The 18130-nt window shown below is 62.0% G+C and carries 1 protein-coding gene; it reads right to left on the bottom strand.

The window, feature by feature from the left end; genetic code table 11:
* Nucleotides 1-41: 41 nt before the first annotated feature.
* Nucleotides 42-18047, bottom strand: coding sequence for an Ig-like domain-containing protein (locus tag IMQ56_RS14125; RefSeq protein WP_196064000.1), 18006 nt, complete (start codon nucleotides 18045-18047; stop codon nucleotides 42-44).
* Between the last annotated feature and the right edge of the window lie 83 nt (nucleotides 18048-18130).

The following is an 18130-nucleotide window of genomic DNA, read 5'->3' as shown; positions in this document are numbered from 1 at the left end:
AAACGCAAAAGGCCGCGAGGAGCGCTCCCCGCGGCGTTGTTTTACGCAATTAACAGTTGATGATTGGCCAACAGCGTCGCCAGATCCGTCTGCACGCCGTTCAGCGTCACCAGCGTGGTGGGCGTGAACTGACCGCCCGTCCCGTCCAGGTCAACCTGGATCTCGGTGTTGCTGCCGTTTTGCACAACGCGGATGTAGTCGGCGATGTTGCCCGCGCTGCTGTCCAGCGTCGCCACGCCGTTCACGTAGCTCGCCGAGCCGGTGCCGGTATAGCCGCTGTCGGAAAGCAGGTCGCGCAGATCGATACGGTCCGTATCCGCCGTCCCTTCCCAGGTGCCGACGGTAAAGCCGTTCACCACATCGCTACCGTTGCCGCCCGTCGCGTCAGACGCGTTGATCAGCTTATAGAGCAACGTATCGTGACCGCCGCTGCCGATGTTGAAGGTGTCGTTCCCGCCCCGGCCTTCGAACTGGTTATCACCGCTGTTGCCGGTGATCACGTCGTCATAGTCGGAGCCGTTAATCCCTTCAATATTCAACAACCGCGTGGTACCGAATCCGGTGTCCTGCGCCGTTGAGAGGCGCAAATCAACGGTTATCCCAGAGGTGGCATTACGATAATCCACCACGTCCATGCCGCCGGTATTGCTCCAGGTGTCGTAGTCGGAATGGGTATTCCAGCCGCCGGAGCCGTTATAGGTATAGGTCCCATCCTCTGCGATAAAGGTGTCGTTATACCCGGTACCGGTAATGGTTCCGCTGTGGCCGCCAGTGGCCGCTTCGGCGGTGAGAACATAACCCTCTTTGCCGTTGCCCGCGTCCAGGCCGGTCCAGGTGACGTTATCCGAGACGCCGTTGGTGATCTTCACGATCTCCGCCGAGTAGGTTTCGTTCGGATCCAGCCCGTAGAAACTCACCAGCGCAGAGGTATCGTTCGAGCCAATGCCGGACTGAGCGTTGATGATCTGCGAGGCCACCAGCACGCCCGCAGCGTTATACAGATTGACCGTGTTGCCGTAGTACGCGTTGATGCCTTCGCTATCGACAATGTGCAGATGCATCGCGGTACCGTCAGCGATCTCCGCATTGTTCTGCACCAGCACCACCTTACCGTTCTGCTGAGACACCAGCAGATCCTGCGCACCGTCCCAGTTGTAGTCCACCGCGGCGACGCCGGTGACGTTGGCCAGCCCAGAAGCCAGCTGGCTTGAAGTCCAGGTTGAGCCGTAGCCGTTGTTGGTGAACAGGGTCGCCGTCTGTGAGCTGCCGTAGGTGCTGAGCTTGATGATGTCCATCTGCCCGTCACCGTTCCAGTCTACCGCCACCGACAGATAGCCCGCCGTGGCGTTAGAGGCTTCCACCGCGCTTTTGGTCGTGGAAAGCTGCCCGGTACCGTCGTTGTAGTAAATCACACCGCCGTTGTTGTTGTAGCTGCTGCCGAGGTACAGATCCATGTAGCCATCGCCGTTAAAGTCCGCCCACGTCATGGAGGCCGCCGTGGTGGTATTCGAGGCGTTGGCCACAAACACGTTGGTCAGGTTCTGGCCAATGGAAAGCGTACCGTTCCCGTTGTTGTTAATCACGGTGAGCGAGTACGCCCCGCTGCGGTTGGTGTGCTGCACGATGTCCACGGTACCGTCGTTGTTCAGGTCGACGCCGGAGATTTCACGCCCGGAATCGAACTGGCCGTAGAATCCACCTTCCCCGCCGGTGCCGTCCGGCGACAGAACGCCGTTGGTATTCACCAGGTAGGTCAGGGAGTCCATACCGGCATCGCCGTACGCCAGATCAAGATAGCCATCGCCGGTTTTATCGTAGGCAATTACGCCGCCGTACCAGATGGTGGTTCCCATCGCCAGCTGGCTGGCGGTGTAGCTGCTGCCATCGTAGGTCCACATCACCTGCGTAGAGCCCGCGTAGGTGTTCTCCGTCGCAAAGATATCCTGCGTGCCGTTACGGTCAAAGTCGGCGGCGGTCTGGCTCACCACGTAATAGCCACGGGTGTTGCTCAGCGTATTGCCGGCATAGGTCGAGCTATCGCTGCTGGAGTAAGACTGGCCGTTAGCAATGATATTCCACAGCCCGCTGCTGTTCATGCCGAGAGTCATGGTTGAGTTGTTGCTGTTCCCCGCAGTGGTCGCCCAGTCGGTATTCACCGAGGTGGTATCGATCACCAGGCTACCGGTTGCCGTACCGGTGGTGTTACCGTTGCCCGCGCTACTCTTCACCTGCGCGGTTACGTCGTAACTCGCCACACTCAGGGCATCGCTGTCCGGGATCTGTAGATACCAGGTATTGTGATCCGGGTCGACGACCACCGCACCGCCGGTCTGGGAGGTGTAGGTTTTCCCGTTCACCGTCACCACCAGATATTCACCGTTCACCAGGTCTGCGGAGACCGTACCGCTGACAATCGGCGTGGTATCCGAGGTGGTCTGGGCAGTAATCGCCGCCGTGGTGGTCGGGATGCTGGTATCGACGTTCAGCACAAAGCCATCCGATTCCGTGTAGTTACCGGCTTTGTCGGTGACGCGCAGAATGTAGGTGTGATTCCCGTCGAGCAGGCCGTTGTCCTGATAGGACCAGCTTGCGCTGCCGTTCATCGTGACCTGACCCAGCAAGATCCCGTCCCGGTAAAGCTGCACGATTTCGCCATCTTCCGGAGCGCGGTTAAGCGTACCGTTGATCAGCGGCGAGGTATCGTCCGTCGCGACTGATGCGCCGTACGTGCCTGTACGTTCACCTTCCTCGTCGGTATAGCTGACCACCGTTCCCACCGTGTCAGGCGGCGTGGTATCAACCGTTACCACCTGCGAAGAGGTTGAGCCGACGTTGCCCGCCTGGTCGATGATCCGTACCTGGTAGGTGTAATCTCCGTCCGCCAGATCGCGGGTATCCGTATAGCTCCAGCGCTGGTTAGTGACGGTAGTGTCAATCCAGGTATTACCGCCGTCGAGGCTGATCTGTACGCGCTCGTCGCTGGCCAGCGCGCTGCCCAACGAGCCGTTGATCGTCAGCGAGGTGTCCATGGTGATGAAATCACTCCCGGACTGCCCGGTATCTTCGCTGATGCTGTCAATGGTGATGCCGTACTGCGGCGCCTGGGTATCCACCGTCACGTCCTGCGTGGTGGTGGCCCCGACGTTGCCCGCCTGATCGACAACCCGCACCTGATAGCGGTAGTCGCCGTCGGCCAGGGTGCGGGTGTCGTTATAACTCCACCGGGTGCCGCTTACCGTGGCGTAAACCCAGGTGGTGCCGCCATCCATGCTCACCTGCACATACTCACCCGCCCCGAGTTCGGCCCCGAGCGTCCCGTTGAGCGTGTACGAGGTCGAACTGGTCAGGAAGTCGTTATTGTCGAAGCCGGTATCGACGGTGATGTTATCCACGGTAACCGTAATCGCCGCATCCGGCGCGACCGTATCGACCGTCACCTGCTGATGAGCGCTGGCACCTACGTTGCCTGCCGCATCCACTACACGAACGTAGTAGTCATAGGTCTGGTTACCCAGCGTGCGGCCGTCCACGTAGTACCAGCTGTTGCCAGTGACGATCACGTTCTGCCAGGTGACCCCGCCGTCGATGCTGATCTGGGCATATTCGCCGTCGGCCAGCGTTGCGCCGAGCGAGCCGTGCAGCGTCAGGGAGGTGTCATTGGTGATAAAGTCGCTGCTGCTCAGGCCGGTATCGTCGCTGATGCTGTCGATAGCGATCGTTTTGCTGGCGTCCGGCGCGACGGTATCAATGGTCACCACCTGGCTGGTAGTGGCGCTGATATTCCCCGCGTCGTCAATCACCCGCAGCTGATAGTTGTAGTCTCCGTCGGCCAGCGTGCGGCCGTCAACGTAGGTCCAGCTCAGGCCGCTGACGCTCACGTCAGTCCAGGTTGCGCCACCGTCGAGGCTGATCTGAGCGTGGTCACCGCTGCCCAGGGCCGCGCCGAGCGTCCCTTTCAGGCTGATCTGGTTGTCGCTGGTAATAAAGTCGCTGTCGGACAGGCCGGTATCCTGCGAGACGGAATCCACGGTAATAGTCGCCGCCGCAGGCTTCGTCAGATCGATTACCACGTCCTGGCTGTCCGTTGCCCCAACGTTGCCTGCATTGTCGATCACGCGCACCTGGTACTGGTACGTACCGTCGGTCAGGGTACGGCCATCGGTGTAGCGCCAGGTGGTGCCGGTGACGGTCAGGTCAATCCAGGTAGTACCGCCGTCAAGGCTGATCTGCGCTTTCTCGTTATTGCCGAGCTGCGCGGTCAGGGAACCATTCACCACCACCTGGCTGTCGTTGGTGATGAAGTCATTCGCGCTGAGGCCGGTATCGTTTTGCAGGGAATCAATGCTGATCCCCATCGACGGTGCGGTGAGATCCACGGTAACGGTATGGTTATCGCTGGCGCTGTTGCCGATGGCGTTGCTCACCTGCGCGTTAATCACGTACGAACCGCCGTCCGCCAGCGCGGTCACGTCTGCGCTGCCGACCGTATAGCTCCAGGTGCCGTCATTTTGAACGGTAGCCGTGTAGGTTTTACCGTTAAGCGTAATGGTCACCGTCTGGCCCGTTGGCGCATCGGTGGTGCCGCTGATAACCAGCGGCGTGCCGTGCTCGGCGGCGTTGACGATATCATCCTGCGCAAAGGTGTTAATGGCGATGGTCGGCACGTCGCCGTTCAGCGTCACGTCGTGCGTTGCGCTGCCCGGGTTACCTGCCTTATCGCTCACCGTAGCCGTAATGGTGTAATCCCCGTCGCTCAGTCCGAGGAAGTCGCGTCCCGGCACGAAGACGGACCAGGAGCCATTCGCCGCCACGGTCGCCTGATAGCTGTGGCCGTTGAAGGAGACGGTCACCGTCTGGCCCTGCTCCGCGGTGGTGGTCCCGCTGATGGTCTGTCCCGCCAGCTGCTCGGCGTTGTTGACGATATCGTCATCGGCCACGGTGCTGATGGTCACGGCTGGCGCGACGGTATCGACCGTTAAGGTATGCGTCGTCTGGCCGTTATTACCCGCCTTGTCGTTCACCGACGCGGTGACCGTCAGCGCGCCTTCGCTCAGGTTGGCAAGATCGGCGGCCGGGACGTCGAGCGTCCAGGTGCCGTCGTTTGCCACAAGCGCAGTGTAGGTTTTCCCGCCCAGCGTGACGGTCACCGTCTGGCCTGCTTCCGCGCTGGAAGAGCCGTGTACGGTGAGCGGCTGTTGGGCTTCCGCCGCATTCAGCACATCGTCGCCCGACAACGTGTTCACGCTAATCACCGGCGCGGTGGTGTCCACGCTGATGGTGTGCGTCGCCGAGGCGCTGTTCCCGGCGCTGTCCTGCGCCGAAACAGAAACCTGGTAGCTCGCGCCGTCGGCCAGGGTGCCCACGTCGGCGGCCGGTACGGTGGTTGTCCAGGAGCCATCGCTCTGGATAGTGGCCGTATAGCTCTTACCATTCAGGGTGATAGTGACCTGCGTGCCGTTAGCAAACTGCGCGCTGGAGCCGTTGATGACCAGCGACGCCCCCGCTTCTGCCGCATTGATCACGTCATCACCGCTGAGGGTGTTGACGGTCAGCGCGACCGATGCGGTATTTACCACCACGTCATGGGTCTGGGTGCTGCTGTTGCCCGCGCTGTCGGTGATTGTCGCGCTGAGGGTCACGGTGCCGTCGGTCAGGGCAGAAATGTCGCTGGCAGGAACGCCCACGCTCCATTTGCCACTGGCGTCAACGGTGGTGGTGTACTGGTTCGAACCTATCGTGATGACCAGCTTATCGCCGACGCTGGCGCCGGTTGCGGTGCCGCTGATGACCTGCGCCTGCCCGTGCTCAACGCTGTTGATGACGTCATCGCCCGCCACGACGTTAAAGCTGACGGTCGGCGGCGTAGTATCGAGCGTAATCGCTTTGCCCGCGCTGCCCGGGTTACCCGCGGCGTCACTCACGCTCACCTGCACGGTGTAGCCGTTATCCGCCAGAGTGGACAGATCGGCGGCCGGCACGTTAATGCTCCAGACGCCGCCCTGCTGAACCTGTGCGGTATAGCTGTTTCCACCGAGGTTAACGGTTACCGTCTGACCGACTTCAGCCGTGGTGGTGCCGGAAATGGCCACGCCCGCAGCCGCTTCGCTGCCGTTGATCACGTTGTCGCCGGCTACCGTGTCAATGGTCACGGTTGGCGCCGTGGCATCGACGCTGTACTCCCGGCCCGCAGACGCGCTGTTGCCGTTCACATTGGTAACGCTCACCTGCACGCTGGCGTCGCCGTCTTTCAGACCCGCAAGATCCGAGGAAGGCACGGTGGCCGTCCAGTTGCCGTCGGCATCGACTTTGGCGGTGTAAGACTTGCCGCCAAAGGTGATGGTCACGGTCTGGTTCTCTTCCACATTGGAGGTGCTGCCGGAAAGCACCAGATCCGCGCCTTTCTCCGCCGCGTTAATCACGTCGTCGGTGGCGATGGCATCAATGCTGATCGCCACGGCTGCCAGATCGACGGTGACGTCGTGGCTGATAGAGACCGGATTGCCCGCCGCGCTCTGGCCTGCAACGGTCACGGTAACCGTGCCCGCAGCCAGGGCCCCGACGTCTGCTGCCGGGATCGCCGCGCTCCAGGTACCGTCTGCCAGCACGGAGGCCGCATAGGTTTTGCCATTGACGGTCACGGTGAGCGTAGTGCCTGCCGCCAGTCCGTCGCTGGAGCCGGTGACAATCAGGTTCTGTCCATGCTCGATGCTGTTAATCACATCGTCGCCCGCGACGGTATCCACGCGCAGGCCCGGCAGGCTGGCGTCGATAGTGATATCGCGCTCGCCCGTTCCCGTATTGCCATGGTCATTAGTGACGGTTGCTGACACCGTTAAATCGCCATTGCCCAGCGCGGTCAGGACGGATTCCGGCACGTTAACGGACCAGGTCAGATCGCTCTGCACCGTCGCGGTATAGGTGTTGCCGCCGATGTTCACCGTCACGGTGTTACCGATGTCCGCGTTCGCCACCTTACCGGTAATGGTCTGGCCTGCGGCCACTTCCGCCGCGTTGATGACGTTGTCCCCCGCCACGGTGTTGATGGTGACGGTTGGCAGCGCGGTATCGACAAGCAGGTTCGCCGTAGTGCTGATGCTGTTGCCCACGCCGTTGGTGGCCGTCGCGCTCAGGGTGTAGCTGGCTTCACCGAGGCCTGACAGATCCGCAGCCGGAACCGTCAGGCTCCAGGTGCCGTCTGCCGCAGTCGTCGCCGTGTAGTTTTTACCGTTCAGGGTCACGGTGACCACGGTGCCTTCCGCCAGGTTGGCGCTGGTGCCGCTGACGCTCAGATCCTGGCCTTTTTCAACGGCGTTCAGGACGTTGTCATCGCTGATGGCGTTGAAGCTGACCGACGGCAGACCGGTATCGACGGTCACATTATGCGTGCCGCTGCCGGTATTGCCCGCCGCGTCGGTGACTGACGCAGTGACGGTCACGCTGCCGTCGCTGAGGCCTGAAATCACATTCGCCGGAACGCCCACGCTCCAGTTACCCGCCGCATCCAGCACGGTGGTGTACGACTGGCCGCCGATGGTGACGGTGACGGTGTCGCCCGCCGCCGCGCCGGTGGCGGAGCCGCTGATAATTTGCGCCTGATTGTGTTCAGCCACGTTAATCACATCGTCACCTGCAACGGTGTGGATGGTCACCGCAGGTACGGTGACGTCCACCGTCAGGGTGTGGTCAACCGACGCCGGGTTACCCGCCTTGTCGCTGACTGAGGCGGTGACCGTCACGCTGCCGTCGGTTAATCCTGCCAGATCCGCCGCCGGAACGTTCAGCGTCCAGCTGCCGTTCGCGCTGACGGTTGTGGTGTAATCTTTGCCGTTCAGCGATACGGTCAGCGTCTGGCCTGCTTCGGCGGTACTGGTGCCGGAGATTGCCAGGTCTGACTGAGCTTCCGTGGCGTTCAGGATATCGTCGGTGGCAATCGTGTTGATGGTCACGGACGGCGCGGTAGCATCCACGCTGTACTCACGGCCCGCCGAGGCGCTGTTGCCGTTCACGTTGGTGACGCTCACCTGCACGCTGGCGTCGCCATCCTTCAGGCCAGCCAGATCCGCTGACGGCACGGTGTAAGTCCAGTTGCCGCTGTCGTCCACGGTGGTGGTGTAGATCCTGCCGTTCAGACTGATGGTCACGGTCTGCCCGGCTTCCACGTTGGTGGTCACACCGGACAGCACCAGATCCGCGCCCTTCTCCGCCGCGTTAATCACGTCGTCGGTGGCAAGCGCATTGATGCTGATGGCAACGGTAGTCAGATCCACGGTCACGTCGTGGCTGATGGTGATCGGATTACCCGCCGCGCTGTCACCGGTAACGCTGATTTTCACGGTGCCTTCCGGCCACGCGCTCACGTCGGCGGACGGGATCGCCGCGCTCCAGGTGCCGTCTGCCAGTACCGTTGCCGCGTAATCTTTACCGTTGACGGTAACCGTCAGCGCCGTGCCCGGCGCCAGCCCGTCGCTGGAGCCTGAAACAATCAGGTTCTGCGCGTGCTCGATGGTGTTGACCACGTCGTCACCCGCCACGGTATTCACGCGCAGGCCCGGCAGGTTAGCGTCGATAGCGATCTCGCGTTCGCCGGTGCCGGTGTTGCCGTGGCCGTTGGTGACGGTCGCCGTCACGCTCAGGCTGCCGTTGCCGAGTGCGGTCAGCACGTCAGACGGCACGTTGACGGACCAGGACAGATTATTCTGCACCGTTGCGGTGTAGCTGTGGCCGCCGATAGTCACGGTCACGGTGTTGCCCGCTTCGGCATTCGCCACGGTGCCGCTCAGTGTCTGGCCTGCCGCCACTTCCGCCGCGTTGATGACGTTGTCCCCCGCCACGGTGTTGATGGTAACGGTTGGCAGCGCGGTGTCGACAAGCAGGTTCGCAGAACTGCTCACGCTGTTGCCAACGCCGTTGGTGGCCGTCGCGTTCAGGGTGTAACTGGCCTGACCGAGACCGGCCAGATCCGCAGCCGGAACCGTCAGGCTCCAGGTGCCGTCTGCCGCAGTTGTCGCCGTGTAGTTTTTACCGTTCAGGGTCACGGTGACCACGGTGCCTTCCGCCAGGTTGGCGCTGGTGCCGCTGACGCTCAGATCCTGGCCTTTTTCAACGGCGTTCAGGACGTTGTCATCGCTGATGGCGTTGAAGCTGACCGACGGCAGACCGGTATCGACGGTCACATTATGCGTGCCGCTGCCGGTATTGCCCGCCGCGTCGGTGACTGACGCAGTGACGGTCACGCTGCCGTCGCTGAGGCCGGAAATGACGCTGGCCGGAACGCCCACGCTCCAGTTACCCGCCGCATCCAGCACGGTGGTGTACGACTGGCCGCCGATGGTAACGGTGACCTTATCGCCCGCCGCCGCGCCGGTGGCGGAGCCGCTGATAATCTGCGCCTGATTGTGTTCAGCCACGTTAATCACGTCGTCGCCTGCCACGGTGTGGATGGTCACTGCCGGAACGGTGACGTCCACCGTCAGGTTGTGGTCCACCGACGCCGGGTTACCCGCCTTGTCGCTGACGGCCGCGGTCACGGTGACGCTGCCGTCGGTTAATCCTGCAAGGTCAGCTGCCGGCACGTTCAGCGTCCAGCTGCCGTTCGCGCTGACGGTTGTGGTGTAATCTTTGCCGTTCAGCGATACGGTCACCGTCTGGCCTGCTTCGGCGGTGCTGGTGCCAGAGATTGCCAGGTCGGACTGCGCTTCTGAGGCGTTCAGGATATCGTCGGTGGCAATCATGTTGATGGTCACGGACGGCGCGGTAGCATCCACGCTGTACTCGCGTCCCGCAGACGCGCTGTTGCCGTTCACGTTGGTGACGCTGACCTGCACGCTGGCGTCGCCGTCTTTCAGACCGGTCAGATCCGCAGACGGCACCGTGGCGGTCCATTTACCCTCAGCGTCCACCGTGGCGGTGTAGTTCTTGCCGCCGAAGGTGATGGTGACGATCTGGTTTTCTTCGACGTTCGAGGTGGTGCCGGAGAGCACCAGATCCGCACCCCTCTCGGCGGCGTTGATCACGTCATCGGAAGCGATGGCGTCAATGCTGATGGCGACGTTTGCCAGATCCACCGTCACATCATGGTTAATAGTCACCGGATTGCCCGCGCTGCTCTGGCCTTCAACGTTCACGGTGACCGTGCCTGCGGCAAGGGCACTCACGTCCGCAGAAGGGATCGCCGCGCTCCAGGTGCCGTCTGCCAGCACGGTAGCCGGATAGGTTTTACCGTTTACGGTGACGGTCAGCGCCGTACCCGCCGTCAGGCCGTCGCTTGAACCCGTGATAATCAGATTCTGCCCGTGTTCGATGCTGTTAATCACGTCATCGCCCGCTACGGTGTCCACGCGCAGGCCCGGCAGATTCGCGTCGATAGTGATATCGCGCTCGCCGCTGCCGCTGTTGCCCACGCCGTTCGTGACGCTGGCGGTCACGGTCAGATCGCCATTGCCCAGCGCGGTGAGCACAGAATCCGGTACGCTGACGGACCAGGTGAGATTGTCCTGTACCGTTGCGGTGTAGCTGTGGCCGCCAACAGACACAGTCACGGTGTTGCCCGCTTCGGCATTCACCACTGTGCCGCTAATGGTCTGGCCGGTTGCCAGCTCCGCTGCGTTGATCACGTCGTCGCCCGCCACGGTGTTGATGATGACGCCAGGCAGCACGGATTCCACGTTCACGGTGTGCGAGGTGCTGGAGCTGTTGCCGACGCTGTCCGTCGCGGAGGCCGACACGGTGTAAAGCGCTTCACCCAGTTGCCCCACCTCGCTCGCCGGAACGGTTGTGGTCCATTGGCCATTGGTGTCCACCGTGGCGCTGTACGCTTTGCCGTTGAGCATCACGGTGACCACCGCGCCAGCTGCCAGCCCGGAAGCCGTACCTGTGATGGTCAGATCCTGCGTTTTCTCGCTGCTGTTGATCACATCGTCACCGGACACGGTGTCAATGGTCAGCACCGGCGCGGTGAGGTTGACTTCAACCTCGTGCGTTGTGCTGTTGCTGTTTCCGGCTTTATCGGTCAGCGCCGCGGTGATGGTGTAATCCCCGGCGGCCAGGGCACTCACGTCCGCCGCAGGCACGCCCACGCTCCACCTGCCGGAAGTGTCCAGGGTCGCGGTGTAATCTTTGTTATTGATGGTGACGGTCACCACGTCGCCCGCCGCCGCACCGGTCACGGAACCGGTGACAATCAGCGCCTGCGCATGCTCGGCGCTGTTGATCACGTCGTCGTCGGAAACGGTGTTAATGGTCAGCTGTGGCACCGTGGTATCCACCAGCACATCGCGGTCCGCCGAGGCCGGGTTACCCGCCTTATCCGCGACGGCTGCCGTGATGGTGTAATCGCCGTCGGTAATCGCGCCGATATCCGCAGACGGTACGGTGACGCTCCAGCTGCCGTTCGCCTGTACGGTGGTGGTGTAGTCCACGCCGTTCAGCGTCACGGTCACGGTCTGGCCCGCTTCGGCGTTGGAGACACCGTTAACGACCAGATCCTGCTGCGCTTCGGCCGCGTTGATGATGTTGTTGTCGCTGACGATCTCGATGGACACCGTCGGCGCGGTGGCGTCCACGCTGTATTCGCGGCCCGCCGAGGCGCTGTTGCCGTTCACGTTGGTGACGCTGACCTGCACGCTGGCGTCGCCGTCTTTCAGTCCGCCCAAATCGGCAGACGGTACGGTCGCCGTCCAGTTGCCACTGGCATCCACCGTCGCAGTGTACAACTTGCCGCCGAAGGTGATGGTAACGGTCTGGTTTTCTTCCACGTTGGTGGTCGAGCCAGACAGCACCAGGTCCGCGCCTTTCTCAGCCGCGTTGATTACGTCGTCCGAGGCAATCGGATTAATGCTGATGGCGACTGCCGCCAGATCCACTTTCACGTCGTGGCTGATGGAAACCGGGTTACCCGCCGCGCTCTGGCCGTCAACGGTCACAGTGATTGTGCCTGCGCTCAGCGCGCCGACGTCCGCCGCCGGTATAGCCGCCGTCCAGGTGCCGTCCGCCAGCACGGTTGCCGCGTAGGTTTTGCCGTTGACGGTGACCGTCAGCGCCGATCCGCTCGCCAGCCCGTCGCTGGAGCCGGTGATAATCAGGTTTTGACCATGTTCGATGCTGTTGATCACATCGTCGCCTGCTACGGTATCCACGCGCAGGCCCGGCAGGCTGGCATCAATCGTGATGTCGCGTTCGCCGGTGCCGGTGTTGCCGTGGCCATTGGTCACGCTCGCTGTTACGGTCAGATCGCCGTTACCGATAGCGGTTAAGACGTCAGACGCCACGTTAACCGACCAGCTCAGGTCGTCCTGAACCGTCGCGGTATAGGTGTTGCCCCCGATACCGATCGTGACAGTGTCACCGCTCGCCGCGCCGCTCACTTTCCCGCTCAGGGTTTGTCCGGAAGCCACTTCCGCCGCGTTAATCACGTCGTCGGTGGCAACCGCATTAATGGTGACCTGCGGCAGCGCGCTGTCGACCAGCACGCTATGGCTGGTATTCGCGCTATTACCCGCGGTATCGGTCACGCTGGCCGTCACGCTGTAGCTCGCTTCGCCCAGTACCGAGACGTTTGCCGCCGGAACGGTGACGCTCCAGTTACCGCTGGCATCGGTGGTGGCGGCGTAACTGATACCGTTCAGGGTTACGGTGATGCGGGTCCCGTCCGGCTGGTTGCTGGTGCCGGAGATCAACAGGTCCTGGCCTTTTTCGGTCGCGTTGATCACGTCGTCAACCGCCAGGGTATTGATGGCAATCACCGGCGTGGTCAGGGAGACGTCAAACGCGTGCGTCGCGCTGGTGCTGTTGCCCGCTTTATCGGTGAGTGTCGCGGAAATCGTCTGGTCGCCGTTAACCAGCGCGCCCACGTCCGCCGCCGGAACGCCCACGCTCCAGTTACCGGCACCGTCCAGCATCGCGGTGTAGTCTTTGCCGTTCAGGGTCAGGGTAATCACATCGCCCGCCTGCGCGCCCGTCACCTTGCCGGTGACAATCAGCGCCTGGCCGTGCTCGGCAATATTAACAATGTCGTCGCCCGCCACAATGTTGAAGGTAATCTGCGGCACGGTAGTGTCGACCAGCACGGACGCCCCCGCGCTGGCCGGGTTGCCCGCTTTATCGGACACGGTCACCGTGACCGCCGCGCTGCCGTCGGCGATCCCCGCCAGATCCGCCGCCGGAACGTCCAGCGTCCAGCTGCCGTTCGCCTGCACCTGGGCGGTGTACTGATTGCCGTTGAAGGTCACGGTGACCGTCTGGCCTGCTTCGGCAGTAGACGTCCCGCTCAGGGTCAGATCCTGCGCCGCCTCTGCGGCATTCAGCATGTTGTCGCCGCTGATGGTGTTGATGGTGACCGCTGGCGCGGCGGTATCGACGCTGAATGCCTGCGAGGAAGAGGCCGCGTTGCCGTTCACGTTGGTGACGCTGACCTGTACGCTGGCGTCGCCGTCCTTCAGGCCGCTCAGATCGGCAGCCGGTACGGTGCAGGTCCAGTCGCCGTTGGCATCGACCGTCGTGGTCCAGGTTTTACCCGCAAAGATAATGGTAACGGTCTGGCCCGCTTCAACGTTCGAGGAGGAGCCGGACAGCACCAGATCCTGGCCTTTTTCTGCCGCGTTAAGCACGTTGTCGTCCGTCACGCTGTTGATGCTTATCGCCACCGGGGCGAGATCGACATCCACAACGGTACCGATATTCACCGGGTTGCCGGAGGTATCCTGCGCGCTGGCGCTGATGGTGAGCGACCCGTCCGCCCACCGGGAGACGTCGGCAGCCGGAACCGCAGCCTGCCAGGTGCCATCCGCCAGTACCGAGGCGGAATAACTCTTGCCGTTGATGGTCACGGTGACGGTGCTACCCGCCGCCAGGTCGGTGCTGGTGCCGGAGATAACCAGGTTCTGCGCGTGTTCAATAACGTTAATGACGTCGTCACCGGCGACGGTATCAATGCGCAGGCCGGGCAGCTGGGCGTCAATGGTGACATCCAGGGAAGACGATCCGGTATTGCCGTGCGCGTTCGTCACGCTGGCCGATACGGTCAGGTCGCCGTTGCCGAGCGCGGTTAACTGACTCTGGGTTAACGGCAGGCTCCAGGTGAGATCGTCCTGTACGGTGGCCGTGTATGTCTGCCCGCCGAGGATAATCGTGACGGTATCGCCCGATGCCGCGTTAGAAACCTTTCCGGTCAGGGTTTGCCCTGTGGCCACTTCCGCCGCGTTGACGATATTGTCGCCCGCGAGGGTGTTGATGGTGACCACCGGCAGCGAGCTGTCCACCAGCACATCGTGCGTGGCAGCGGCGCTGTTGCCCACATTATCGGTGACGCTCGCCGTCACGGTGTAATTGGCTTCACCCAGCGCGCTCACCGCAGAGGCGGGGACGGTAACGCTCCAGTTGCCGCTGGCGTCGGTGGTGGCGGTGTAGTTGATACCGTTCAGATTAACGGTGATGGTGGTTCCTTCCGGCTGGTTGCTGGTACCGGAAAGCAGCAGATCTTCACCCTTCTCTGCCGCATTGATCACGTCATCCGCGGCCAGCGTGTTAATACCGATAACGGGCGTCACAGTATTGACCACCACATCCACTGAACTGCTGCCGGTGTTGCCGGATTGGTCGGTCACGGAGACGTTAATGGTCCAGGTGCCGTCCGTCAGCCCCTGAACGACGGACGCAGGCAGGCCGAGGCTCCAGTTGCCTGCCGCATCCACCACGGTGGTGTAGTCCACGTTATTGATGGTGATGGTGACCAAATCGCCCGCCGCCGCGCCGGTGACGGAGCCGCTCAGGATCTGCGCCTGAGCATGGGCCAGCTGGTTAACGGTGTTGGTGTCGGTGACGAAATCGTTGATGGTCACCTGCGGCACGGTGGCATCCACCAGCCCAACGCGGTCCGCGCTGCTGCTGTTGCCCGCCACGTCACTGACGGTGGCCGTCACGGTGACATTGCCATCGGTCAGCGCGCCTACGTCGGCGGCAGGCACGTTCAGCTGCCAGCGACCGTCCGCCTGTACCGTGGTCTGGTAAGATTTACCGTTCAGCGTCACGGTGACCGTCTGGCCCGTTTCAGCGGTTGTGCTGCCGCTGAGCACCAGATCCTGCTGCGCTTCTGCCGCATTAATGATGTTGTCGTCGGTCAGGTTATCAAGCGTAATGGCTGGCGGCTGCGTATCGACGATCACCACGCGTGAGGCGTCCGCGCTGTTGCCGTTGACGTTAGTCACGCTGACGCTCACCTGCGCACGCCCGTCGATCAGCGTTTCCATCGCGCTCGCCGGAACGGTCAGGTGCCAGGAGCCGTCCTGCTGCACCTGTGCAGTAAAGGTTTGATCCGCGAATTTCACCACCACGGTCTGCCCGGCCTCCACGCCCTGCGTCTGACCAGAAAGCGTGACATCCGCGCCTTTTTCCGCCGCGTTGAGCATGTCGTCAGTGGTTACGGTATCGATGGTGACGGCCACCGCATTCAGGTCAAGCTCGATCGGGTGTTCAGCCGCCACAGTGTTGCCCCAGGCATCTTCCGCGCTGACGCTGACGGTCATGCCTCCCGCCGTCCATGCCTGAAGGTCCGCCGCCGGCACGCCAATCTGCCAGTTGCCGCTGGCGTTAACCGTGGTGACGTATTCGACATTATTGATGGTAACGGTGATCTGTGTGCCTTCGGCCAGATGAGTGCTGGAGCCGGTTACGGCCAGATCCTGCTGCTGCTCGATGGCGTTAATCACGTCATCGCCAGAGATCGTGTTCACGCGCAGGCCCGGCAGTTCGGCGTTGATGTTGATATCACGTTCGCCGGTGCCGGTATTGCCGTGCGCATTGGTGACAGAGGCGCTGAAGGTTAAATCGCCGTCGCCAAACGCCTGGAGGTCGGCCGATGGGATTGTCACGCTCCATTTCAGGTCGCTGCCAACCGTCGCGGTATAGCTCTTGCCGCCCACGGTGACAGAGACGGTATCGCCCGCCGCCGCGCCGGTGACGCGTCCACTGAGGGTTTGGTCAACCGCCGCTTCGGCGTTATTGACCAGGTTATCCCCGGCAAAGGTGTTGACGATCACCTGCGGCAGCACGGTGTCTACCAGCAGATTCGCCTCGGCGGAGCCGCTGTTACCCACGCTGTCGGTGCCGCTGACGCTGACGGTGTAAAGGGTATTCGCCAGATCCAGCACGTCGGAAACCGGCACCTGAACGGACCAGCGACCGTTCTCAACGGTGGCCTGATAGTTAACGTTGTTCAGCGTCACGGTGACAGCGCTGCCGTTCGGCAGATTACTGGTCCCGCTCAGGCTCAGGGGCTGCATGGCCTCCTGCGCATTCAGGACGTTATCCTGGCTGATGGGGTCAAGGGTAAATTCCGGCGGGTTGCCGCTCAGCGTAATGCCGTGCGTCGCGCTGCCGGTGTTGCCCGCCGCATCGGTCACGGAGACCGAAATGCTGTGGCTACCTTCCCCCAGCGCGCCAATGACGGAGGCAGGCACGCCGACGCTCCAGCTGCCGTCCGCCTGGACGGCACCGGTAAAGGTCTTGCCGCCAACGGTCACGGTGACAATGTCGCCCTCCGCCGCGCCGTTCGCCTGGCCGGAAATAATCTGCGCCTGCCCCTGCTCGCTGGTGTTCAGAATGTCGTCGCCCGCGACGGTGTTGATAGTGACCACTGGCGCTGCGGTATCGACCGTGAAATCGGCGGTGGTGGATGACCCGTTACCCGCTTTGTCGCTGACGTTTACCGTCAGGGTGTGCTCGCCGTTAGCCAGCGCCTGTACTTCACTGGCCGGAAGCGTAACGGACCAGCTGCCGTCGCTGCCCACGGTCGCCGTGTGATTTTTGCCGTTCAGCGTGACCGTCACAATCTGGCCCGCTTCCGCATCGGTTTTCCCGGTCAGCGTCAGCGGCTGATTATGTTCAGCCGCGTTGATGATGTTGTCCTGGGCGATCGTGTCGACAGAGATCACTGGCGAGGCGGTATCCACGCCAATCGTCTGGCTGCCGGACACGGTGTTGCCCGCCGCGTCTTTTCCGCTGACGTTGACCGTCCAGGTACCATCGCCCAGCGCCTGTGCGTCGGCAGCAGGGACCTTCACGCTCCATGCGCCGTTTGCCCCCACTTCTGCGGTATAGGTTTTACCGTTGAGCGTGACGGTAAGCGCCGTTCCCTGCGCCAGGTTTTTGCTGGTGCCGGACAGCGTAAAGCCAGCGGCCTGCTCGCTGGCGTTGATCACGTTATCGCCCGCCGTGGTGGCGAGCGTCACGCTGGTATCCGCTGTAGAAACGGTTACGGTAATACTGCCCGCAGAGGTCGTTTTACTGCCGTCGATCTGTACGACGGACCAGGTATGTTCCCCGTCCGCCTGGGTCGGGAGTGTTACCGTCCAGGTGCCGTCCTTCGCAACCATGGTGCTGGCGATGGTGCTGCCGTTGCCGTCTTTAACCTGAATGGTCGCGCCCGGCTGCCCGGTACCGCTGAAGGTGGGGGTGTTGTCATCCGTGACCTCTTTTGCACTCAGCACGCCCTGCTTGTCACCCGCGTTGTCCGTCAGCAAAAATGTCGGCGTGGCGCTTTCGACTTCTTTTGTATTATCAATAACCCTGGTTTTGGTTTCGCCATCGCCGCCGTGAGCCAGCAGTGCGCCGATCGCACCGCCCCCTAACGCCGCACCGGCAATCCAGCCCCACGGCGCATCGCTTAAGACGCTTCCCTGCTCCAGGAAAGGTTCAATGCTGCTAATGGGTGCAGCCTGGGCGGTTAATTCGGTGGCGGCAACGCCTGATGCTTCCCCGGCATCGGCAAATGAAATATGCGTCAGCTCCTGGTTATCGTTAAATACCAGCTCGGAATGATTATGGGTTTCCGTGTCTTCGACAAAATAATTATTGCAGCGGATCACGCTGCCATCTTTCATATAAATGAGGAGGTCATTCCCCTGGCGGACATAACGCACCACGTCCTGAGCAGAACCCTGAATTTCAATCACGCTCGGTGAGGAAATAGAGACCGAGAGATTCCCCTCTCCGGTTAATTTCGTCTTCTCTGCCGTTTTGCGAATGATGACATCAACAACTTTTGCGGTACTCATATTCTTCTCCTTGCAGGTGCGCGTATTCCTGTGGATATGTCCACCAGAGGGATGTAGCTATCCTTGGGAAAAATCACCCATTA

This window comes from Enterobacter sp. Res13-Sevr-PEC09-46, from assembly GCF_015672585.1.
Classification (GTDB): domain Bacteria; phylum Pseudomonadota; class Gammaproteobacteria; order Enterobacterales; family Enterobacteriaceae; genus Enterobacter; species Enterobacter hormaechei_C.
The sequence above is the reverse complement of the archived record's forward strand: the minus strand, read 5'-3'. Positions and strand labels throughout refer to the sequence as shown.